This window comes from Candidatus Planktophila versatilis (genome assembly GCF_002288265.1).
Taxonomy (GTDB): Bacteria; Actinomycetota; Actinomycetes; order Nanopelagicales; family Nanopelagicaceae; genus Planktophila; species Planktophila versatilis.
In genome coordinates, this window is sequence record NZ_CP016778.1 from 833461 (window position 1) to 856971 (window position 23511).

At 49.2% G+C, this 23511-nt stretch carries 22 protein-coding genes; 2 read left to right on the forward strand and 20 right to left on the reverse strand.

Going from position 1 to position 23511, the window contains the following annotated elements; genetic code table 11:
- The first annotated feature begins 56 nt into the window (after positions 1–56).
- Positions 57–725 (forward strand): AzlC family ABC transporter permease, encoded by a 669-nt coding sequence (locus A1sIIB76_RS04255; RefSeq protein WP_223298752.1) that lies wholly within the window; start codon positions 57–59, stop codon positions 723–725.
- Entirely contained in the window at positions 722–1027 is a 306-nt protein-coding gene (locus tag A1sIIB76_RS04260; protein WP_095684840.1) for an AzlD domain-containing protein, read from the forward strand. The genes A1sIIB76_RS04255 and A1sIIB76_RS04260 overlap by 4 nt, the downstream gene beginning before the upstream one ends.
- Here A1sIIB76_RS04260 and A1sIIB76_RS04265 read toward each other — a convergent pair.
- From A1sIIB76_RS04265 to A1sIIB76_RS04360, 20 genes are all read right to left on the reverse strand, one after another.
- Positions 1024–1281, reverse strand: a complete 258-nt coding sequence (locus A1sIIB76_RS04265) for a glutaredoxin domain-containing protein (protein ID WP_095684841.1) — start codon at positions 1279–1281, stop codon at positions 1024–1026. The genes A1sIIB76_RS04260 and A1sIIB76_RS04265 overlap by 4 nt on opposite strands.
- Before the next feature lie 16 nt (positions 1282–1297).
- The gene (gene dapB / locus A1sIIB76_RS04270) at positions 1298–2032 is read right to left on the reverse strand and encodes a 4-hydroxy-tetrahydrodipicolinate reductase (protein WP_095674987.1); all 735 of its coding nucleotides are present in this window, start codon (positions 2030–2032) and stop codon (positions 1298–1300) included.
- On the reverse strand, positions 2029–3306 hold the full coding sequence (locus tag A1sIIB76_RS04275) for a M16 family metallopeptidase (RefSeq protein WP_095697086.1): 1278 nt from the start codon (positions 3304–3306) through the stop codon (positions 2029–2031). Before A1sIIB76_RS04275 ends, dapB begins: the two co-directional genes overlap by 4 nt.
- Before the next feature lie 4 nt (positions 3307–3310).
- Positions 3311–5512, reverse strand: coding sequence for a polyribonucleotide nucleotidyltransferase (locus A1sIIB76_RS04280; RefSeq protein WP_095674989.1), 2202 nt, complete (start codon positions 5510–5512; stop codon positions 3311–3313).
- Positions 5513–5684: 172 nt separating this feature from the next.
- Entirely contained in the window at positions 5685–5954 is a 270-nt protein-coding gene (gene rpsO / locus A1sIIB76_RS04285; protein ID WP_095674990.1) for a 30S ribosomal protein S15, read from the reverse strand.
- Between the two features lie 145 nt (positions 5955–6099).
- Complete coding sequence (locus A1sIIB76_RS04290) at positions 6100–6987, reverse strand: bifunctional riboflavin kinase/FAD synthetase (protein WP_095674991.1); 888 nt, start codon at positions 6985–6987, stop codon at positions 6100–6102.
- 18 nt (positions 6988–7005) lie between these two features.
- A complete protein-coding gene (gene truB / locus A1sIIB76_RS04295; RefSeq protein ID WP_095674992.1) occupies positions 7006–7881 on the reverse strand; it encodes a tRNA pseudouridine(55) synthase TruB in 876 nt (291 codons plus the stop codon).
- Positions 7881–8321, reverse strand: coding sequence for a 30S ribosome-binding factor RbfA (gene rbfA / locus A1sIIB76_RS04300; protein WP_095674993.1), 441 nt, complete (start codon positions 8319–8321; stop codon positions 7881–7883). The genes truB and rbfA overlap by 1 nt, the downstream gene beginning before the upstream one ends.
- Before the next feature lie 14 nt (positions 8322–8335).
- Positions 8336–11047: a translation initiation factor IF-2 gene (infB, locus tag A1sIIB76_RS04305; RefSeq protein ID WP_095674994.1), complete on the reverse strand. Its 2712-nt coding sequence runs from the start codon at positions 11045–11047 to the stop codon at positions 8336–8338.
- A 180-nt stretch (positions 11048–11227) separates the two neighbouring features.
- The gene (gene nusA / locus A1sIIB76_RS04310) at positions 11228–12196 is read right to left on the reverse strand and encodes a transcription termination factor NusA (RefSeq protein ID WP_095674995.1); all 969 of its coding nucleotides are present in this window, start codon (positions 12194–12196) and stop codon (positions 11228–11230) included.
- Entirely contained in the window at positions 12196–12672 is a 477-nt protein-coding gene (gene rimP, locus A1sIIB76_RS04315) for a ribosome maturation factor RimP (protein ID WP_095697087.1), read from the reverse strand. The genes nusA and rimP overlap by 1 nt, the downstream gene beginning before the upstream one ends.
- 73 nt (positions 12673–12745) lie before the next feature.
- On the reverse strand, positions 12746–14479 hold the full coding sequence (locus A1sIIB76_RS04320; RefSeq protein ID WP_095697088.1) for a proline--tRNA ligase: 1734 nt from the start codon (positions 14477–14479) through the stop codon (positions 12746–12748).
- Between the two features lie 21 nt (positions 14480–14500).
- On the reverse strand, positions 14501–15655 hold the full coding sequence (gene ispG, locus A1sIIB76_RS04325) for a flavodoxin-dependent (E)-4-hydroxy-3-methylbut-2-enyl-diphosphate synthase (protein ID WP_190286261.1): 1155 nt from the start codon (positions 15653–15655) through the stop codon (positions 14501–14503).
- Between the two features lie 53 nt (positions 15656–15708).
- Entirely contained in the window at positions 15709–16848 is a 1140-nt protein-coding gene (locus A1sIIB76_RS04330; RefSeq protein WP_095697090.1) for a M50 family metallopeptidase, read from the reverse strand.
- A complete protein-coding gene (gene dxr / locus A1sIIB76_RS04335) occupies positions 16848–17996 on the reverse strand; it encodes a 1-deoxy-D-xylulose-5-phosphate reductoisomerase (RefSeq protein ID WP_095697091.1) in 1149 nt (382 codons plus the stop codon). Before dxr ends, A1sIIB76_RS04330 begins: the two co-directional genes overlap by 1 nt.
- A complete protein-coding gene (locus tag A1sIIB76_RS04340) occupies positions 17993–18787 on the reverse strand; it encodes an ABC transporter permease (protein ID WP_095675002.1) in 795 nt (264 codons plus the stop codon). Before A1sIIB76_RS04340 ends, dxr begins: the two co-directional genes overlap by 4 nt.
- Positions 18784–19632: an ABC transporter permease gene (locus A1sIIB76_RS04345; protein WP_095697092.1), complete on the reverse strand. Its 849-nt coding sequence runs from the start codon at positions 19630–19632 to the stop codon at positions 18784–18786. Before A1sIIB76_RS04345 ends, A1sIIB76_RS04340 begins: the two co-directional genes overlap by 4 nt.
- Positions 19629–20780, reverse strand: a complete 1152-nt coding sequence (locus A1sIIB76_RS04350) for an ABC transporter ATP-binding protein (RefSeq protein WP_095675004.1) — start codon at positions 20778–20780, stop codon at positions 19629–19631. Before A1sIIB76_RS04350 ends, A1sIIB76_RS04345 begins: the two co-directional genes overlap by 4 nt.
- Positions 20781–21947 carry an ABC transporter substrate-binding protein gene (locus tag A1sIIB76_RS04355; RefSeq protein ID WP_095697367.1) on the reverse strand — a complete coding sequence of 389 codons (1167 nt, stop codon included), beginning with the start codon at positions 21945–21947 and terminating at the stop codon, positions 20781–20783.
- A 135-nt stretch (positions 21948–22082) separates the two neighbouring features.
- A complete protein-coding gene (locus A1sIIB76_RS04360; RefSeq protein ID WP_095684858.1) occupies positions 22083–23510 on the reverse strand; it encodes a gamma-aminobutyraldehyde dehydrogenase in 1428 nt (475 codons plus the stop codon).
- Position 23511: the final 1 nt, after the last annotated feature.

The window sequence follows — 23511 nt, forward strand, 5'->3', positions numbered from 1 at the left end:
GCACCTTATCTATCTACCCCCCTCCACTTGCTGCATATCTAGGGCAGAATGTCCGCGTGTCCAGAGTGAACCGCACCACCGCATCCCAAAGCTTGAGCGTCTCCCTGACGGTGGGCCTTTATGGAACTGCATTTGGCGCCGCCAGTATCGCCGCGGGGTTCTCAGTTCTGCAGACTTGTTTACTCTCTCTTCTGACTTTCTCTGGCGCATCTCAATTTGCAGTAGTGGGCGTCATGGGCGCAGGTGGAAGCGCCATTGCAGGGATCGCAACGGCTTCACTTCTTGGTGTGAGAAATATGTTGTATGCACTTCGCATGGCACCTCTTCTGAAAGTCTCTGGATTGCGGAAGGTAATTGCAGCGCAAGTAACTATTGATGAATCAACTGGTGTTGCCTTAAGTCAAGAAAAACTAGGGTCTACGGCGATGAAGCAAGGCTTCTGGTTAACCGGCGTTGGTGTCTATATCTTCTGGAACATCTTCACACTATTGGGCGCACTCGGTGCGAAGGCAATGGGAAATCCCTCCGCCTGGGGCCTCGATGCTGCAGTTCCAGCGGCATTCTTAGGACTTGTGTGGCCAAGGCTGAGAAATAAATTAGAACGGGCGCTAGCGGTGTGCGCACTTGTCTTGGCAGTCCTTCTTAGTCCGGTACTCAGCGCCGGTCTACCAATTATCTCCACCGTCGTACTTGCCGTGATCTTTGGCTGGAAGGTGCGCAGATGAACGCGCTCTGGATAGGTGTTATCGGTTCCAGCATCGCACTCTTTGCCCTGCGGTATTCAGGTTACTTAATCCCTGAGAAATATCTGACAAACCCACGAATGTTGCGCATTAATACCCTGATACCAGTTGCGCTCTTGAGCGCCTTGGTCGGAGTTCAAACTGTGACCGAAAAAGGTATCTGGGTTATTGATCAGCGCCTTGCCGGTGTTACTGTGGCACTCATTGCACTTCTGCTCAAAGCGCCTTACTTTGTTGTAGTGATATCTGCAGCCCTTACTTCCGCGCTTTTGTATCGCTTCTAGATAATTCCCAGCGAAGTTAGCTTTGCCTTCAAATCATTATCTGATGGCTCTGTCATGTGAGTGCCATCTGAAAAGACAAGCACTGGAATTGACTGCGCTCCCCCGTTGATCTCACGGACCTTGGCTGCTGCAGATTCATCTACTTCAACATCAATATGAGTGACCTGAACATCAAGTTCTTCTAAGAGTCGCTTGGAACGACGGCAGTCTCCGCACCAGTCGGCTCCATACATCGTGATATCTACAAGTGCCATGAGAGTTCCCTCTTTCTTACATAAAGTTTTCCAGGCCGAAAGTCAGCCCTGGATGTGTCACAACTTTCCGTACTCCAAGGAGTACCCCTGGCATGAAACCTACTCTGTCTATCGAGTCATGTCGTATTGAAAGTGTTTCACCAATTCCACCGAGTAATACCTCTTGATGGGCAACCAATCCGCGCACACGAACCGAGTGCACTGGAATATCTCCCACAGTGGCACCGCGTGCTCCAGCTAGCGAAGTAGTTGTCGCATCTGGCATCACAGGTAGGCCAGCTTCTTTGCGCGAAGCTGACATAAGTTCAGCTGTGCGACTGGCTGTCCCGGAAGGCGCATCAACTTTATTTGGGTGATGCAGTTCAATGATTTCAGCAGATTCAAAGTACTTAGCTGCCTTGGTTGCAAACTCCATCATGAGTACTGCCCCAATGGCAAAGTTGGGAGCAATTAGTACCCCTGACTTTGAGTTAGCCAGCAGAGACTTAATCTTGGCAATGCGCGCATCATCAAAGCCAGTTGTGCCCACAACCGCATTGATGTTGTGAGAAATCAAAAATTCGAGGTTAGCCATGACTGAATCAGGTGTTGTGAAATCAACCGCAACTACTGCCCCACTTGCAAGAAGTGCGTCGAGTGAATCTCCAAGATCAAGTTGCGCAACGAGTTCGAGATCCTTGGCTTCATTGACAGCCTTTACTACCTCAGAACCCATGCGACCACGCGCACCAATGACTGCAACTTTGATCATCGCTCTAACACCTTTTCAAATTTCGCTTCATTTTTAAATGGACCGACAAGAGCAAGGGTAGGCGTTTTGACCAAGAACTCGCTGGCAATTTCGCGTATGTCTTGAGCGCTCACTCGGTCAATTGAGGTGAGAATGTCATCGAAATCCATCACTTGGCCATACACAATCTCATTCTTGCCGATGCGGCTCATGCGCGAACCAGTATCTTCCTGGCTTAATACCAGGGATCCACGCACAGCGCCTTTGGCGCGATCAATTTCTTCATGAGTCATCCCGTTTTCGGCAACATCACTTAAGACGCTGCGAATAATTTCGACGACTTCCACCGCTTTGGCTGGGTTACATCCGGCATAAAAACCAATGAGGCCAGAGCCAGCAAATTGTTGCGCATATGAGTAGACGGAGTAGGCAAGACCACGTTTTTCGCGAATCTCTTGGAAGAGGCGCGATGACATGCCGCCGCCGAGGGCCGCAGAGAGAACTCCCATCGCAAAGCGACGTTCATCTGCCCTTGCAACAGCTTCCATCCCATAGAACATATGAGCTTGTTCGCTCTTTTTATACATCAGACCAACAGATTGTTGCTTTGAATTCTTAATCGGAATATTGGGGCGAATAACAGGGGCAGCCATGACATCAAGGAAGTTATCGCGCGAAAGGGCTTGCTCAACCATCGCAACCACGCGCTTATGTTTGATATTGCCGGCCACAGCAACAACCAGATCTTGCGGTAAGTACTTCTTCTTATAGTAGTTAAAGACTGCGTTGCGAGACATCGCATTGATTGAATCAATCGTTCCTAGAATTGGGCGCCCGATCGGCGTATCGCCATAATAGGTATCGCTAAAGAGATCGTGCACCAGATCACTGGGATCATCATCGCGCATCGCAATTTCTTCAAGAACTACTTTGCGCTCGGCATCGACATCTAGGGCTGAGACAACGGAGGAAGTGATGAGATCGCTAACCACATCGATTGCCATTGGTAAGTCAGTATCAATTACGCGGGCGTAGAAGCAGGTGTATTCCTTAGAGGTAAAGGCATTCATCTCACCGCCGACTGACTCAATGGATGAAGATATCTCTAACGCTGTTCTACTTGTTGTTCCTTTAAAGAGCAGATGTTCCAGAAAATGAGAAGCACCAGCCGTAGCTGGTGCTTCATCACGAGAACCTACATTGACCCAAATTCCCACAGCAGCGCTGCGTACTGACGGAACTTCTTCCGTAACAATACGCAGGCCACTTGCGTGAACTGAGCGTTTAACTGACATCTACTTATTCAGCAGCTGGAGTCGATCCATCTTCGAGAACTGGAACCAAAGAGAGCTTGCCCTTTGGATCAATCTCGCCGATTTCAACCTGAATCTTGTCGCCAACCTTCATGACCTCTTCTAGGTTTTCAATGCGCTTTCCACCATGCATCTTGCGAATCTGAGATACGTGGAGCAGGCCATCTTTACCTGGCATCAATGAGATGAATGCACCGAATGTTGCAAGCTTCACAACAGTTCCGAGGTATCGCTCTCCCACTTCTGGCATTTGTGGATTAGCAATCGCGTTAATCTGCGCGCGAGCTGCTTCAGCTGAAGGCCCATCGGTGGCACCGATGTAGATAGTTCCATCATCTTCAATCGAGATATCTGCGCCAGTCTCATCTTGAATCTGGTTAATAATCTTGCCCTTAGGCCCGATTACTGCACCGATCTGATCTACTGGAATCTTCACCGAGATGATGCGAGGAGCGTATTGGCTCATCTCATCCGGTGTATCGATTGCTTCATTCATGACATCAAGAATTGCTAAACGCGCTTCCTTTGCCTGATGAAGTGCGCCAGCGAGAACTGAGGCTGGAATTCCATCGAGCTTGGTATCAAGTTGAAGGGCGGTAATAAAGTCCTTCGTTCCGGCAACCTTAAAGTCCATATCTCCGAATGCATCTTCAGCACCGAGAATATCTGTCAGAGCAACGTATTCAATCTTGCCATCAACGTCATCTGAGATAAGACCCATTGCAATACCGGCAACTGGAGCCTTTAGTGGCACACCAGCTTGGAGCATTGACAGCGTTGATGCACAAACTGAACCCATTGATGTGGATCCATTTGAACCAAGTGCTTCAGAGACCTGACGGATTGCGTAAGGGAACTCTTCGCGAGTTGGAAGTACTGGAATAAGTGCGCGCTCTGCAAGTGCTCCGTGGCCGATTTCGCGACGCTTTGGAGTTCCCACACGACCGGTCTCACCAGTTGAATATGGTGGGAAGTTGTAATTGTGCATGTAACGCTTTGATGTCTCAGGGCTCATTGTGTCGAGCTGCTGTTCCATCTTGAGCATATTAAGAGTTGTCACTCCGAGAATCTGAGTCTCTCCTCGTTCGAAGATTGCAGATCCGTGAACGCGAGGAATAACTTCAACTTCTGCAGACAAGGCACGAATATCACGAAGACCGCGGCCATCGATACGGATCTTGTCACGCAATACGCGCTGCCGAACAAGCTTCTTTGTCAGTGAGCGAAACGCTGCTGGAACTTCCTTCTCGCGACCTTCAAAGGCAGCAGAGACAGATTCCTTAGTTGCAGCAGAGATTTCATCAATCTTTGTTTCGCGCTCTTGCTTACCTGCGATTGTCATCGCCTTTGCAAGATCATCTTTTGCAGCCTTTTCAACTGCGGCAAAGACATCATCTTGGTAATCCAAGAAGACTGGGAAATCTGCAGTTGGCTTTGCAGCTACTGCTGCCAGCTTTGACTGCGCTTCGCAGAGAATGCGAATAAATGGCTTAGCTGCATCGAGTCCTTGCGAAACAATTTCTTCCGTAGGTGCTGCTGCGCCACCGGCGATGAGACCGATTGTGCGTGATGTCGCTTCTGCTTCCACCATCATGATTGCTACATCGTCAGCTGTCACGCGACCTGCAACGACCATATCGAAAACGGCGTTCTCAACCTGTGAGTGATTTGGGAATGCAACCCACTGGCCTTCGATAAGTGCAACACGCACTCCACCGATAGGACCTGAAAATGGCAGACCTGCAAGTTGTGTTGACATTGATGCTGCGTTGATAGCAATCACGTCATACATGTGGTCAGGATCGAGTGCCATTACTGTCACAACGATTTGTACTTCGTTACGAAGTCCCTTAATAAATGATGGACGCAATGGGCGATCAATCAGACGGCAGGTAAGAATTGCCTCTTCTGATGGTCGGCCTTCACGACGGAAGAATGATCCTGGGATCTTGCCAATTGCATACATCTTCTCTTCTACATCAACTGTAAGTGGGAAGAAATCGAATTGATCTTTAGGTGTCTTTGATGCTGTTGTTGCCGAGAAGATCATTGTCTGATCATCTAGATACACAGCTGCAGCTCCTGCTGCTTGCTTTGCGAGGCGTCCGGTTTCGAACTTGATCTCGCGCTTTCCGTACTTTCCGTTATCGATAACGGCTATTGCTGTCTTTACGTCTTGACCCTCCATGGGTCCTCCTTTGATTCGTTTGTTGCATATTCCAAGGTGCATGAGCACAGCTTGGAAGCGGTAACTACTCGCAAGGCGAAACGAATGAATCTTCGATCGAAGTTCACAGATGCAAACATCTGGAAACCACTACCGAGGACCATTAGTCCCCCGGCGGGTAGTTCTTACTTAATTAGCGACGGATTCCGAGTTTCTCGAGAATTCCACGGTAACGATTGATATCTGTCTTTGCGAGGTACTGCAAGATGCGACGACGCTGACCTACGAGCAACAACAGACCACGACGGTTGTGGTGATCATGTGGGTTGGTCTTAAGGTGAGTCGTAATGTCATCGATGCGACGTGACAATAAAGCGATCTGAGCTTCAGGGCTTCCTGTATCAGTAGCTGATGAGCCGTACTTCGCAATGATTTCTTTCTTTACTTCTGGTGTTAGTGCCATTGGTTGCTGTATTCCTTTTCATGTTAAGTACATCAGTACTGTTCAAGAGGCTTCCCGGTTTGAATCACGGGAAATCACTTTCTCGTTGGACAGGTCAAAGTTTACCTGTGGGGTGTGGATAAGTGAAATTGAGGCTGAATTGCCCTTATTTCTCGGTTAATTCGCGTGCTTTATCGCAATCTTTCTTCATCTGGACCAATAGCTCTTCCAAGCTATCGAATTTCAGAGTGGGGCGTAGATACCAACCGAATTCAATCGATGCATTCTTGTCATAGAGCTCTAGCCCCTCTTGATCAAGTGCATACGCTTCAACTTGTCTGGCGCGTTCCCCTGCAAATGTTGGATTGGTACCAATCGAAATTGCCGCTGGCCAGAAATTAATTCCCACGGTCAACCACCCGGCATAGACACCATCGGCAGGAATAGTCTGTCCCTCTATATTTCCTAAATTAGCTGTGGGATAACCGATTTCCCGGCCGCGCTTTTCACCATGCACCACCACGCCATCTAGTCGATGAGGTCGCGATAGAAGCGTGCGCGCTTCTTCAACTTTTCCTTCAATTACTAGCGTGCGAATGCGCGAAGATGAGATGACCTCGGTATCTGCTTTCAGCTCCTGCACATCAACTGTGAAATTATGTGTGCGGCCCTCTGCGATAAGTGAATCAACATTTCCAGCTGCTTTGTGACCATAAGTGAAGTTCTTGCCCACCACCACGGTGCTGGCATGCAGTTGGCCTACCAAGACATTGGCTACAAAATCTTCGGGAGACATTGCAGCAAACTTCTCATTGAACTTCATTACCGCGACCTGATCAGCGTTGTGAATCTTTAAGAGTTCCACCCGATCTGCCAGGGTTGTCAGAGAAGTGGGCACCTTCGTAGGGGCATAAACAGTTGTTGGATGTGGATCAAAGGTCAGGGCAACGATTGGTCGTCCAGCTGCAATCTCTTTTGCGCGATTAAGCAGTTGTTGATGTCCCTTATGTACCCCATCGAATACCCCAATGAGTACAACGTTAGTCTCGGACATATTCCAATCTTGCCTTACCTAGTTCGCTGCCGCAAAGACAGCGATGGGTTTTGCATGTATTCCATCATCTTTGAGCAGTGCGATGAGTCGATTATCTGGTGACATCGCAGCAGTAATAGAGGTGGCGCCATTTTCCGACAGGGGCCTGCCAAAAGATAACTCTGTGACTTCTTCCAGAGTGAGCTCGCGCACCGAAAAAGTAACCCGGGCCACATCGGCAAGCTTTAGTGGTGTGAACTTCTGATCTTTAAGGTCTTGAAAAGAGACTGCATCTTTTTCACTAAAGCCAGCAACTCGCGTGCGGCGCAAGGCGCTTAGGTGTCCCCCAACTTTTAACGCCTCCCCTAAGTCGCGGGCAATGGCGCGAATAAATGTTCCAGCTGAGCAGGTCACTTCAATATCAACTTCAGTTGTGGCAGCTAAATGGCGAATTGCCAGAATATCTAGTTGCGAGATTGTTATTTGGCGCGACCCCAGTTCAAACTTCTCACCAGCTCGCACACGATCATAAGCACGCTCTCCGCCAACTTTTACGGCCGAGACAGATGATGGGCGTTGGGCGATGGTGCCAACCATAGTTTTTAACACTCTTGCAATCTCGCCATCAGTAACATCTGCTGCATGGGTAGTTGCAATCACTTCGCCTTCTTTATCATCGGTCACAGTTGATGCGCCAAGAACAATTGTTGCAACGTATGACTTGTCGCCATCGGTGATGTATTGCAAAAGGCGTGTGCCATTTCCGAAACCTAGGACTAATACTCCTGTAGCCATCGGATCAAGTGTTCCGGCATGGCCCACTTTGCGTGTGCCCAGTGCTTTTCGCCCCACTGCTACGACATCATGACTGGTCATTCCCCCAGCTTTATCTACAACCAGGAATCCATCTGTCATTAGTTATCAAATTTGTTTTCTACGACGCGTGGGACTTTATAGGCATCTTCCATCACTGGCTTTGCATTCTCGCGCGCTTTCGCAACTTCAGCATCAAGTTGGTGAACTCGCTCTAAAAGTGAGTCAAGTGCTTGGGCAGATTCTGGAAGTCCATCAAGAATGAACTCAAGTGATGGCGTAATGCGGGTACCTAAATCTTTTCCCACAGCGCTGCGGATCACACCTTTTGCTGATTCGAGTGCGGCGGCGGTTGCAGCGCGCTCATCATCTCCACCAAGGACGGTATAGAAGATAGAGGCGTTCTGGAGATCTCCGGTCACCCGCGCATCGGTAACAGTGACAAAGCCAAGACGCGGATCTTTAATCTTTGTCTCAAGCAGCTGTGCCACTACTACCTTGATGCGGTCTGCAACCTTCTGGCTGCGGTGTGAATTTCCCATTTCTTTTCGAAGCGTTATGCGCGCTTCTTCTCACGCATCTCAAAGACCTGAATGATGTCTCCCACTTGAAGGTCAGCACCCTTGCCTACCCCGATACCGCATTCAAAGCCCTCACGGACTTCAGTGGCATCATCTTTAAATCGCTTGAGCGATTCGATAGTGACCTCTTCGGCAATGACTGCTCCGCCACGTATGACACGTGCCTTTGCATTTCGGCGAATGATTCCATCGCTGACGACCGAACCGGCAATAGTTCCAACCTTTGAAGATTTAAAGAGATCGCGTACTTCAGCGCTGCCAAGTATGACCTCTTCAAACTCTGGCTTAAGGAGTCCCTTAAGTGAGAGTTCAATCTCTTCGATTGCGTTATAGATAACTGAGTAGAAACGGACTTCGACGCCTTCTTGATCAGCATAGATAGCAGTCTGTGGCTCTGGCTTAACGTTAAAGCCGATAACAACTGCAGTTGAGGCAGATGCAAGAGTGATATCGCTCTTAGTAATTGCGCCAACACCGCGGTGAATAACTCGTAGATCTACTTCAGCGCCAACATCGAGCTGCATCAGTGCATCTTCGAGTGCTTCCACCGAACCAGAAACGTCACCCTTAAGGATGAGGTTAAGAGTTGAAATCTTGGATTGCTCCATGAAGTCTTCAAGTGAGACCTTCTTGCGCGCCTTCGCCAATTGCGCGTTGCGCTCTGCAGCTTGACGCTTTTCAGCAATCTGACGAGATGTGCGGTCATCTTCGGCAACCAGGAATGTATCCCCAGCATTAGGAACGGATGTGAATCCGAGAACCTGCACTGGACGTGATGGTCCTGCCTCTTCAACCGTATTTCCATCTTCATCGTGCATAGCGCGCACGCGACCAAATGATCCTCCGGCAACGATGGCATCTCCGACTTTGAGTGTTCCGCGCTGCACAAGAACAGTGGCAACTGGTCCACGACCACGGTCGAGGTGAGCTTCAATGGCAACACCGCGAGCGACATCTAGTGCCACCGCGCGCAGATCAATAGCAGCATCTGCTGTGAGCAAGATTGAATCAATGAGTTCATTGACTCCGACACCTGATTTAGCAGAGACGTTTACGAAGATTGTGTCTCCGCCGTACTCCTCGGCAATCAAGTTGTACTCAGTAAGTTGCTGGCGGACCTTATCTGGGTTGGCGCCTTCCTTATCAATCTTGTTCACTGCCACCACGATTGGCACATCAGCTGCCTGTGCGTGGTTAAGTGCTTCAATCGTCTGAGGCATGATGCCGTCATCTGCTGCAACTACCAGCACTGCAATATCAGTGACTTTGGCACCACGTGCACGCATAGCGGTAAAGGCTTCGTGACCTGGTGTATCAATAAATGTAATCGCACGATTGACGCCATCGTGATCATGGTGAATTTGGTAGGCACCGATGTGCTGTGTGATGCCACCAGCTTCGCCCTTAATCACTTCAGTCTTACGAACTGCATCAAGGAGTGATGTCTTACCGTGATCCACGTGTCCCATAACAGTGACAACTGGTGGGCGAGCAGTGAGATTTTCCTCGTCGTAGTCGCTCATTTCGGCAGCGAGATCGATATCAAATCCCTGTAAGAGCTCACGATCTTCTTCCTCAGGCGAAACAACTTCGATGACATATCCAAGTTGGGCACCGAGAATTTCAAATGTGTCGGCATCAACAGATTGCGTTGCAGTCACCATTTCACCTAGGTGGAATAGCGCTGATACCAACGCTGCTGGATCTGCATTGATCTTCTCTGCAAAATCTGCAAGTGATGAGCCACGGCGCATGCGAATCTTTGTCTTGCCATCACCGTGAGGAATAACTGCTCCACCTAATTGTGGAGCTTGCATATTGTCGAATTCTTCGCGCAGCGCCTTACGTGACTTCTGCTTACGCTTTGAAGATTTACTTGCATTCTTTCCAAATGCACCTGCAGTTCCGCCACGACCTGGACCGCGATTAGGAGCACCGCCGCCTGGACGTTGTGGACCACCAGGTGCGCCACCTGCTGGAGCATTCCCTTGTGAACGATATGGACCTGATGAAGTTGGTGCGCCGCCTGTACGTGGTGGATAGTTTCCAGTTCCAGTTCCAGTACCAGCACCTGGCGGACGTGCACCACCAGGACGTGCTGCAAAACCTGGACGAACAGAACCGGGACGAGCACCTGCCATACCGGCACGTGGTGCACCCGTTGAACCTGCTGGTCTTTGAGGTGGGCGAGGAACGCTGCCACCTGTTGAAAATGGATTGTTACCAGGACGCGGTGGACGTGGAACTGCTGCCCCTGATGAAAATGGATTATTTCCTGGACGTGGTGCACCAGGTGTAGCGGGTGTAGTCGGTGCCACAGGTGCGTGAGCTTCTGCAGCTGCAGCACTCTTTGCTTCTTCGTGGGCGGTTGCAGCAGCATCACGTGATGCTTTCAGGGCTGCAAGATCTACGCCGAGTTCGGCAGCTAACTCTGCTGCAAGTTCTGGATTTACTTCAGCAGTTTTCTTGGAGGCGGCAGTTTTCTTCGCCGCAGCCTTTTTAACAGGCTTCTTCTCTTCGGCAGGCTTAGCATCTGGGTATAGCGCAACTAACTTGCGCACAACCGGTGCTTCCACTGTTGATGATGCTGATCGGACGAATTCGCCCATTTCTTGGAGCTTTGCAAGGACTTCCTTGCTCTCCATACCGAGCTGCTTTGCTAACTCGTGTACGCGGACCTTTGACACATTTCTCCTGTCTTGGCCCGCATTAAAATTTGTGGGATGCGAGCCCTAGTTGTTCGACCTCATGATGTAAACGAGCTCATTTGAGTTTCATATCTTTCGCATCCATTTCAGTAATTGCACTCACGCGTATGCGCTTATGCGATGGCCCCAGTCTAGCGAATGAGGTGAGAAATCCCTATTTCACGCGGGAGTATCGGGGTGGATATCTATTCGCCAGCCGGTAAGTCGTGCGGCAAGACGGGCATTTTGTCCATCTTTTCCGATGGCCAGCGATAGTTGGTAATCCGGAACAATGACTTTTGCAGAACGAATTGATTCATCGACGATAGTCACACTCGTTACTTTGGCTGGAGCAAGTGCGTGAGCCACAAACTTAACTGGATCTTCATCCCAATCGACGATATCAATCTTCTCTCCGTGTAGCTCATTCATGACAGCTTGTGCACGAGAACCCATTGGGCCAATCAGTGAACCCTTTGATGAAACTCCAGCACGGTGAGAGCGCACGGCAATCTTTGTACGATGTCCTGCCTCTCGCGCAACCGCCATAATCTCAACGATGCGATCTTGTATCTCCGGAACTTCTAGTGCAAATAACTGCTTGACCAGTGCTGGGTGGCTTCTGGATAACATGATTTCTGGACCCTTAAGTCCTTGCTTTACCTCAACCACAAAACATTTAATGCGATCGCCATGGTTAAAGACTTCCCCAGGAACCTGCTCTTGCGGCGGAATGCGACCTTCTGTTCGACCCAGGTTGACGTTGATCATCTTAGGATCGCGCCCCTGTTGCACAATTCCGGAGATGACATCACCGACGGAGGCAGTGAACTCGCCAACGATTTCAGCATCGTTAGTTGCACGCATCTGAAGTTTAATTACTTGGCGTGCAGTGGAAGTGGCAGTGCGATCAAAGCCCTCTACCTCAAGCACATTCTCGGCAACGCGCTCTCCTAGTTCATTGAACTCTGGAACAAATATCGCAATGTCTCCAGTTTCGCGATCAAGTTGCACGCGCGCATATCGGTTTGGCTCAAGTGTCTCAGAATATGCGGTGAGCACACCAGCTTCGATTGCCTGAATCAACTGCTCTAGCGGCATACCTTTGGCATCGGTCAGTTGCTTGAGCGCCTCAATATCGACGCCCATTACTTATCACTATCTTTCCGGTTAAATTCAATTTCAACTGTTGCGCGCTTGATATCAGATAGCGCAATCACAACTTCTTTTACTTCCTTCTTCTCCGTTACCGACAGCGTGAGCTCAGTTTCAGTATTTCCAGAGATTCGGCCAGTAACGACCTCACCATCATTGCGCACAACCTTGAGCAATCGATCTACATTCTTGGCAAAGTGACGTGGCTTAGTTAGCGGGCGATCAACACCTGGAGAAGTAACCTCCAAGGTAAAGGGTGCTTCTCCCATAAAGGCGGATTCATCGAGAAGTTCTGAGATGGCGCGTGAGACTGCGGTGACTTGATCCATATTTAAGGAACTCTGGCCATCAACGATGCAGGTAACAATGCGGTGCTTGCCGGGTGATACAAGTAAGACTTCTTCCAGGAAGAATCCTTGAGCTTCAACTGCAGGTGTAACCAGTTGCGCTATTTGATCCGTGATTGCCATTTCTAGCCCTTCATATTTAATTGTTCTTAAGTTGTAGAGCAGATTTTATCAGTGGTTGACCACAAACTGTTAACTAGGGCAAGGTGGGTAGAAGAGCTGCGATTGCATCAACTGCGCCCACTACGGCAATCTCTGACATTTCACCACTATTGCGCACCCGAATTTCAACGTTCCCGTTTTCCAGCGCCTTGCCCACAACGACAATGACTGGAATTCCAATCAGTTCGGCATCTTTAAACTTAACTCCTGGGCTAGTGCCGCGTCGATCATCTAACATCACAGATATTCCGCGCGCCTCTAGCTCGGCGCCAATCTTCTCGGCTGTCTCAAAAATATTATCCTCTTTGCCTGTGGCAACAACATGCACCTTGGCAGGTGCAACTTCTACCGGCCAAGAAAGTCCGATCTCGTCATAACTCTGTTCGGCAATGGCAGCAACTGCGCGCGAGACACCAATTCCATAGGAACCCATGGTGACAACTTGTGATTTTCCATTTTGATCGAGCACAGTGAGGTTAAGTGCCTGCGCATATTTGCGACCCAGCTGGAAGATATGACCAATTTCAATAGCGCGATCAATTACAACTGGAGCTGTGCACTTAGGACATGCATCTCCTTGACGAATCTGCGCTGCTTCCACGTAATGATCAACAGCGAAGTCGCGACCATTGACCACATTACGTGCATGCTTATCTTTGGCATTGGCACCTGTTACCCATGCTGTGCCAGGAGCAATGCGTGGATCGGCATAGACAGTGATGCCATTCTTCTTTGCATCTTGCGGTCCGATGTAACCCTTCACAAGTCCTGGAAACTTTGCAAAATCTGCCTCTTCAAATACTCGCAAGTCATTGACACCAGCAAGATTTGCTTGCAATCGTTTGAGATCAACTTCGCGGTCGCCAGGCACAAGTACGGAAATCGCTTTCTCATCAGCCAGCAGCATGACGTTCTTAAGAGTCTTTGCCCCGTCATATCCCCCGCCAAACTTGGCATTCAGAAGTTCAACCAATGTGTCGATGGTGGGAGTGTTAGGTGAATCAAAGACTTCTTGTGCCGGCACTGTCGATGCGTCACCTGGTGCAACAACTGTTGTCACCGCTTCCACATTTGCGGCATAGCCACACTTTTCACAAAGAACATACGTATCTTCACCAGTTTCACATGGTGCCAAGAATTCCTCTGATGCCGAGCCACCCATGGCACCTGATACCGCACTGACAATGTTGTACTTAAGGCGCAGCCGATCAAAGGTTGCAATATAGGCAGCGCGATGGCGCATGTAGGAATCAACTAGACCTTCATCGGTGAGGTCAAATGAATAAGAGTCTTTCATGACAAATTCGCGCCCACGAATAATTCCAGAACGTGGACGAGCTTCATCGCGATACTTGGTCTGTATTTGATAGAGCGAGAGCGGCAAATCCTTATAAGAGGAGTACTCACCCTTAACCATCAACGTGAACATCTCTTCGTGAGTTGGCCCTAGTAAGTAATCTGCACCTTTTCGATCTTGCAAGCGAAAGAGATCTGGCCCGTAATCAGTCCAGCGACCAGTCTGCTCATAGGCATCTTTCGGCAAAAGCGCTGGAAAGTGAACTTCTTGAAAGCCAGCCTTATCCATCTCTTGGCGAACAATGTTTTCAATATTACGAAGTGTGATGACGCCTAGTGGTAGCCAGGAATAGACCCCGGCTGCAATACGACGAATATATCCAGCGCGTACTAAGAGGCGATGACTTGGAACTTCAGCATCAGCTGGGTCATCGCGCAAAGTACGCAAGAAGAGAGTGGACATTCGCAACATAATGCGAACCCTACCGGAGGATTACGAAGTAGTGACGGAAGGTACTCCTGATGCAACGCCGGCGGCTTCCATCTCTTCGGCTAAGCGCATCGCTTCTTCAATCAGAGTTTCAACAATCTGTGCTTCCGGCACTGTTTTAATGACTTGACCCTTCACAAAGATCTGACCTTTTCCATTTCCAGATGCAACACCAAGGTCTGCTTCGCGAGCTTCGCCAGGACCGTTGACGACGCAACCCATGACTGCAACGCGCAGTGGAACTGTCATTCCTTGCAAACCTGCCTGTACTTTCTCAGCCAAGGTATAGACATCTACTTGAGCGCGACCACATGATGGGCAAGAAACAATCTCAAGTTTACGCTGACGCAAGTTCAGTGATTCAAGGATAGAAATGCCAACCTTTACTTCCTCCACCGGAGGCGCCGATAGTGAGACGCGAATAGTGTCGCCAATTCCTTCGGCTAGCAAGATTCCAAAGGCAGTTGCAGACTTAATTGTTCCTTGAAAGATTGGACCAGCTTCTGTTACCCCGAGGTGCAGCGGATAATCACATTTGGCGGCAAGAATTCGATAAGCGTTGACCATCGTGACCGGATCGTGATGCTTGACTGAAATCTTGATATCGCCAAAGCCATGCTCTTCAAATAGTGATGCTTCCCAGAGCGCTGATTCAGCCAGAGCTTCTGGAGTTGCCTTACCATATTTTGCAAGCAGTCGCGGATCTAGCGAACCAGCGTTCACACCAATACGAATTGGAATGCCGGCATCTCCCGCCGCCTTGGCAACTTCTTTGACCTTGTCATCAAACTGCTTGATATTGCCAGGGTTCACACGAACGGCGGCGCACCCAGCATCGATAGCGGCAAAGATATATTTTGGTTGAAAGTGAATATCTGCAATCACTGGAATCTGAGATTTCTTAGCAATCTGTGCCAGTGCATCAGCATCATCTTGGGAAGGCACGGCAACTCGAACAATCTGGCAACCAGATGCGGTGAGCTCTGCAATCTGTTGCAAAGTAGCGTTGACATCTGATGTGAGAGTGGTGCACATCGATTGCACGCTTACCTGTGATTCGGACCCAACCCCAACCGAGCCAACTTTGAGCTGACGCGTCTTGCGACGCGGGTGCAGCGTTGGCGGTGGAGCACTTGGAATTCCGAGATCAACCATGATGCGTATTCTGCCCTATCTCGCGCAATCTTGCTCCTGGTGGTGAGTAGTGTGCGCTAGAAGTTGAGTGATATTGGATTGATGATATCTGCCACAAGAAGTATCAACGTCAGCACAGCTAAGACGCCAAAGACAGCCATGGTGATTGGTGTCATAACATTGACATCAATTCCTGCTGGCCGAGGCTTCCTGCGAATGCGTGCAAAGAGGGCACGGACTTCATCGGCAATTGCAATGGCCATATGACCACCATCGAGTGGCAGAAATGGCAGTAAGTTAAAGAGCCCAACGAAAATATTTAAGCTGGCAACGATAAGGATGAAGGTGGAAACTCTTTCATTGCTATTAAGGTTCTGCGAACTCACCGCATCGCCTGAGACTCGAGCTGCGCCAATAATTCCCACAAGCCCATCAGGATTGCGCTCTTCTCCCATAAATGTTTGGCGAATAAGCTGTGGCACCTTAGAAGGAAGAGTAAAGAGTGATTTCACTGATTCTTTGGTCAGCGTGACTGTGGCTTTAGCAGAGGCAGATATGGCAGGGAAAAAGCTTTCTCGTTTGTTTCCGATCTGGGTGACCACGCCCAGCACATATCGCTTTTGCTCTTGGACATATTGCGGTGTGGCAGTAAGAGTAAGAACCTCACCTGCACGCTCAATAGTAAATCGCATCTGCTTGCCTTGCGACTCGGCAATCTTGCGCGAATCAAGATACCAATCCTTAACTTTCTGGCCATCTACTTCAATGATTTTATCTCCAGCTAGAAAACCTGCTTCGGACGCGGCAGAGTTAGGAGAAACTTGGGCAATATTAGAAAGTAGAGCGGTGTAACCAACTCCAAAGAAGATTGAGAAGATGAGCAGGAAGCCAATCATGAAATGTGCGAACGATCCTGCACCTAAAACAATCAACTTCTTACCCGATGAGGCGGTAAAGAAAGCTCGCGATTCTTCCCCGGCCGGCATCCGATCAGTAGGTGTCATTCCTTCGATGCGGCAGTAGCCACCGGCTGGAATCGCCTTCACGCCAAACTCGGTCTCGCCCTTTCTAAAGGACCACAACTTGGTACCGAACCCTAGGAAGAATTCAGTTACCTTCATATTAAATTTCTTAGCGGTGATGTAATGCCCGAATTCGTGCACCATGACAGAGAGAAGCAGCGCAACTGCAAAAGCTAAGATTCCAAGTACTTTCATCACAGAGCTACTTTCTTAACTAATTCACCGGCTATCTGGCGAGCATCATCTTCTGCCGCACTGACATCTTCCAAATCGCGCAGAGTTGTGGCCGCTGATGCCCGAAGGTGATCCACGCTCTGACTGACAATGGCGAAAATGTCGGTAAATGAGATCTGCCCATCGATAAATGCTTGCACGGCAACCTCGTTAGAAGCATTAAAAATAGCTGGGAGTCCTCCCCCAATTTCACCGCAGGTGCGAGCAAGTGCCACCGCTGGAAAACGACTCTCATCAATGGGAGCAAAGTTCCAAGTGTGAGAAGTACTCCAATCAATTGGCTTCGTCGCCTGAGCAACGCGATGCGGATGGCTGAGCGCCAATGAAATTGGCCCCTTCATATTCGGCGGTGATGCTTGGGCGATAGTTGAACCATCGATGAATTCGACCATCGAGTGCACCACAGATTGCGGGTGAATCACTGCCTCTATCTGTGAATAGGCAATGCCAAATAAATAGTGAGCTTCAATAATTTCAAGTCCCTTATTCATCAGGGAGGCTGAATTAATTGTCACAACAGGTCCCATGGTCCATGTGGGATGTGCAAGTGCTTCTTGCAAAGTCACGGTAGACAAGTCAGCGCGATCACGAAATGGCCCACCACTTGCGGTAAGAACTAACTTAGAAATTTCAGATTTCTTCTCACCCAGCAGCGCTTGCCAGATTGCAGAATGCTCAGAATCAACCGGGAGAATTTGATCAGCTTTAGCGTGGGCAATCACTAAATCTCCACCCGCAACCAGTGATTCCTTATTGGCCAGTGCCACATGATTGCCAGCTTTCAGCGCTGCAAGTGTGGGTGCCAAGCCAATAGAGCCAGTAATTGCATTGAGCACAACATCGCAGGTAATTGCCGCTATTTCAGTAGATGCATTGGGGCCATCTACTACCTGCACTCCAGGTAGTCCTTGGCGAATAATCTCAGCGTTCTTTGTTACACCCACTAGCTTCACCGCAAACTTCTTCGCTTGTTCAATCACTAGCTGCGGATGAGTTCCAGCTGAAGTGATAGCAACTACCGAAAAGAGCTCCGGATTAGCTTCCACAATCTCCAGCGCCTGAACGCCGATTGAGCCTGTGGATCCAAGAATGACAAGTTCGCGGGTCATGAAACTTTGCGTTTACGTGTTACCAGCTGCCCAACAATCACGATGGCAAGTGCGAGGAAGAACATAGCTGAACCAATCACATTTGCTTGTGCTGGAATTCCACGGGCGGCAGATGTGTAGATGAACTTTGGAAAGGTCGTCATGGTGCCAGAGTTGAAGTTGGTAATGATGAAGTCATCGAAGGAGAGACTAAAAGCCAAGAGCGCAGCCGCTGCAATTCCTGGAGCCACCAAAGGAAGAGTTACTCTGCGGAAAGTTTCTCGTTCATTTGCATAGAGATCCATGGCAGCTTGTTCTAGCCGTGGATCTAAACTTGCAATACGAGCTTTGACGGTGACAACAACGAATGACATGCAGAAAAGAACATGGGCAATGACTGTCGGCCAGAACCCTGGATTGATCTGAAAGACAAGGAAGAGTGAGAGCAGCGAGGCTCCAAGAACAATCTCGGGGGTTGCCATCGGCAAGAAGATAAGTAGGTTCGTTGATGAACGACCCTTAAATTTATGACGACCAATAGCAAAAGCGATCATTGTTCCTAGGATTGTGGAAAAGATTGTGGCAAGTAAACCGATCTTGATTGAATTTCCTAGCGCAGTACACACTTCAGGTGCACCACATGGGTTCTGCCAATTAGCCCAGGTGAAACCCTTCCAGATGAGATTGCTCTTGCCGGAGTCATTAAATGAGAAGGCAAAGGTGTAGGCAACTGGAATAAATAGGTAGGTAAAGGCAACCACGGCATAGATGCGAAGTAAGTTACGGCCAAACCAGCGCGAGAGTGTGTTCATACCAACTCCTCGGTTCCAGCTTTACGCACATAGACGGTAACCAGAATCAAGATTGAGACCATGAGCGTAAATGAGAGCGCCGAAGCCGTTGGGTAATCAACAATTCTAAAGTACCTGGACTCAATCACATTGCCCAACATCTTTGTCTGCGGGCTACCCAGAATTGCCGCATTCACATAATCACCAGCTGCTGGAATAAATGTCAGCAGCGTTCCGGCAACAACTCCCGGCATCGAAAGCGGAAGAGTCACGCGGCGGAAAGTAGTAAAGCCATTGGCATAGAGATCACCTGATGCTTCAAGTGTGCGCGGGTCGATGCGATCAATGGAGGCATAGAGCGGCAGAGTCATGAAGGGTAAGAAGTTATATGTCATACCCATGACCACCGCAAAAGCGCTAGAGGTCAGGGTCGTGCTCTCGGAGATGACGTGCAGCGAGCGAAGTGTGGGAACAACAAAACCTTCTTCGCCAAGAATTTGTTTCCACGCAATGGTACGAAGTAAGAAGGAGGTAAAGAACGGCGCAATCACAAGTACCAGCATCACATTCTTAAATCTTCCACCCTTAAATGCAATTGTGTAGGCAAGTGGGTAAGCAATTGCTAGCGCAAGAACGGTAGCAATGAGTGCATAGAGAAATGAGCGACCAAATTGCTCTCTATTTTCCACAAAGGCATCGAAGTAATTAGCAAAGCGCCAGGTCTGTTCGTACTCACCTGTATCTCCCCCACCCACTGGAGTCTGGGTAGAAGTCTGAGCAAGGTTAAATAAGGGAAGTATGAAGAAGATGAAGAGGAACCCCATCCCCGGAATCAACAGGAGATACGGGGTGCTGATCTTTTTCATTCTTCTTCTAAATCCTCTTCGGGATTTACTTCAGTTCCGGCTTCGGCATCATCATCGCCACGTAGGGCAAAGGTAAAGACAGGCTCCCATGAGATGTTCACGCTCTCACCAACGCTAAAGGGTGCAACGCCATCATCGTTTTGTTCAAAGACCATGAGCTCTTGTCCCCATGGCATCAGCACTTGGTATTGGGTAGAAACGCCAATATAGGAAACATCTTCAATCTTGCCGCCGGTGAGCACATTTCCAGAAGTTGATGTTTCAAGACGTGAAATACGGAACTTCTCTGGTCTGATACCTGCCAAAATTGAGTTATCAACTGCGTGTGAGCGATCTTTCTGCAGGGAAATCTTCTGCCCAAAGAGATCAACAATTTGATTAGCTCCATCGGAGCCAGTGATACTTCCTTTAATCAGGTTTGACTGCCCAAGGAAGTTGGCAACAAAGGCGGTCTTGGGATTGTCATAGAGTTCTGCTGGCGAACCCATCTGCTCAATTTCGCCCTCGTTCATCACCGCGATGGTGTCAGCCATGGTCATGGCTTCTTCCTGATCGTGGGTAACGTGCACAAAGGTAATTCCCACTTCCTTCTGAATCCACTTAAGTTCAATCTGCATCTGACGACGCAGCTTAAGGTCAAGTGCGCCCAGTGGTTCATCAAGGAGAAGCAGCGCTGGCCGGTTCACAATGGCGCGAGCAAGTGCGATGCGCTGTTGTTGTCCACCAGATAACTGAGTTGGTTTGCGTTGGGCAAGATGTGGAAGTTCCACTAGATCTAACGCCTTATTGACCGCATCATCAACATCTTTAATACCGCGACGGCGTAGGCCGAAGGCAATATTTTCAAAGATGGTCAGATGCGGAAAGAGGGCGTAGTTCTGAAAGACGGTATTGATAGGACGTTGATACGGCTTCGTATAGGTAATGTCAGTAGCACCCAAAGAGATAGTTCCCTGCGTAGGTTCTTCTAGCCCCGCGATCATGCGAAGCGTCGTTGTCTTTCCACATCCGGATGGACCAAGGAGTGCAAAGAAAGAGCCCTTCGGAATGATCAAGGACAAATCATTAACGGCCGTGAAATCACCGTAACTCTTTGTTAAGTGTGAAAGCCCTAGATCTCCCCGCGCAGAACTTGCCGCATCTGACACTTAGTTTCCGGCAGCCTTCTGGAAAGCTTCAGTCCAGGTTGTCTCTTCCGTTGGTGTTAGAGCACGGAATACCGAAAGGTTGGCCATGGTCTTAGCAGTTGGGAAGATGAACTCACTTGCTGCTAGATCAGGATCAATCTTCTCCATCTCAGCTTGGGCGCCCTTGACCGGACAGAAGTAATTAACATAGGCCGCAACTTCTGCGGCAACTGCTGGCTCGTAATAGTAATTAATAAGCTTCTCCGCATTGGCCTTTGCCTCAGGGGTTGCAGTTGAAGGAATCAACATATTATCGCCAGAGATAGTTCCGCCTGACTCTGGAATGGCAAAGTCAAACTTTCCTTCATTTTCTGACTTTAGAATAAACATATCGCCAGACCAACCAATGACCGCAGTTGCATCCCCTGATGTGAGATCTTCAGCGTATTCGTTGCCCTTAACTCCGCGAATCCAACCATCAGCAATCTTCTGCGCTAGGAAGTCAACGCCATTCATAAACTGTGCTTCGGTCACTGTCTGTAGGTTGACACCTTGCGCCATCAAGATGATTCCGATGGTGTCGCGCATTTCAGAGAGAACCACAATCTTTCCCTTATTAGCTGGTGAGAAGAGATCATCGAGTGTGCGAATGCCCTTTGGATTCTTGGTGGTGTTCCAACCAAAACCACCCATGATGCCTTGCCAGGTCAGTGAGTAATCGCGGTTTGCATCATAAGAAGGTGCGGCAAGTGTGTCGACGATATTGCTCTTATTTGGAATATTTGCAGAATCAAACTTCTGCGCATAGCCGAGGCGAATCCAGCGGCCAGCCATCCAATCCGTTGGGCAGACTAGGTCATAGCCAATATCTTTCTTTAACTTTAGCTGTGCCTGAACTTTTCCAAAGAACTCATCGTTATCGTTGTAATCTTCCAAATACTTAACATCAATGCCACTGTCTTTAATAAATGCCTGCAGCGTTGGATAATTCTTACCTGAGTCATCAACATCAAGGTAGAGCGGCCAGTTGCCCCAACGAATGGCGTTCTCAGAAGATCCACCACCGGAACCACATGCAGCGAGCGCACTTGCACCAGCTACTGCGCCAGCGCCAGCTAAAACGGCGCGACGCGAAACTTTAGAATTGATAATTGAACGTGCTTCTGGAGAGAGCGGTTTTTTAGCCATAGTTAAGGCTCCTTTTTGAATTGCCGGAATAAGGGACGGTTGAGCAGGGCCCATTATGTAACTCTTTGCCCCCTAGGCCAAATATAAATCGGTTAATTTCTGGTGATTTTCTCACCCGATTTATGCCCCTGATGCTTACGCGTTGAGGTTGCTCATCACATGCTTGATGCGGGTGTAATCCTCAAAGCCATAGCTGGAGAGATCCTTGCCATATCCACTGCGCTTGAAACCACCATGTGGCATCTCCGCCACCAGTGGGATGTGGGTATTAATCCAGACGCATCCGAAGTCAAAGGCCTTAGCCATCCGCATTGCGCGAGCATGGTCTTTGGTCCAGACCGAAGATGCCAGGCCGTAATCAACGCCATTGGCCATCGCCACCGCCTCTGCCTCATCGCCAAACTTCTGAATGGTAATTACTGGCCCAAAGATTTCAGATTGAATCAACTCATCACTCTGCTTCAGATCTGCAATGACCGTAGGTGCGATGAAGTAGCCAGCTAATCCAGTAGGCGCTCCCCCTGCCACAACCCGAGCATGTGATGGCACGCGGGAGATAAAGCCACTGACCCGGTCAAACTGGTTCTTATTATTTACCGGCCCCACTAAGACATCTTCTGAAGGCATACCCATAGCAATCTGATTTGTGGCTTGATCGGCTAATAACTTCACCATCTCGTCATACACCCCGGCTTGCACAAGCACGCGAGTAGCCGCAGTGCAATCTTGTCCGGCGTTAAAAAATCCGGCGATAGCAATTCCTTCTGCCGCAGCTGCTAAATCAGCATCGTTAAAGACAACAACGGGTGCCTTGCCGCCGAGTTCTAAGTGAACGCGCTTAAGTGATTTGGCAGCCCCTGCTGCAACTTCCATACCTGCGCGCACCGACCCGGTAATAGAGACCATGGCAGGAGTTGGGTGATCAACTAGTAGCGCACCAGTTTCACGTTCACCAGTGACCACATTGATCACGCCATCAGGTAAGAACTCACTCATGATCTGTGCCATAAAGACAGTCGATGCTGGTGTGGTATCACTTGGCTTCAATACAACGGTATTTCCAGCTGCAATAGCTGGTGCCCATTTCCACACTGCCATCATCATGGGGTAATTCCACGGAGTTACTTGAGCGCAGACTCCCACCGGCTCGCGGCGAATAAATGAGGTCATCCCCTTCATATATTCACCGGCCGATTTACCTTCCAAATTACGAGCAGCACCAGCAAAGAAGCGAATCTGATCCACCATCGGTGGAACTTCCTCCGATGCGGTAAGCCCCACAGGCTTGCCGCAGTTCTCTGATTCAATGGCAACAAACTCATCTGCTCTAGATTCAATGGCATCGGCAATTTTAAGCAAAGCTTTCTGGCGCTCAGATGGTGTGGAATCTCGCCAATCAACAAAAGCGGCACTTGCTGCCTTCATCGCCTTATCAATATCGGCAGCGTTTGATTTAGGAGCGGTGGCAAAAGGCTGGGCAGTAGCCGGGTTAATCAGGGTTGTGACTTCACCCGATGCGCTATCAACTGATTTTCCATTGATGAAATTCTGTAACTTCTTCACT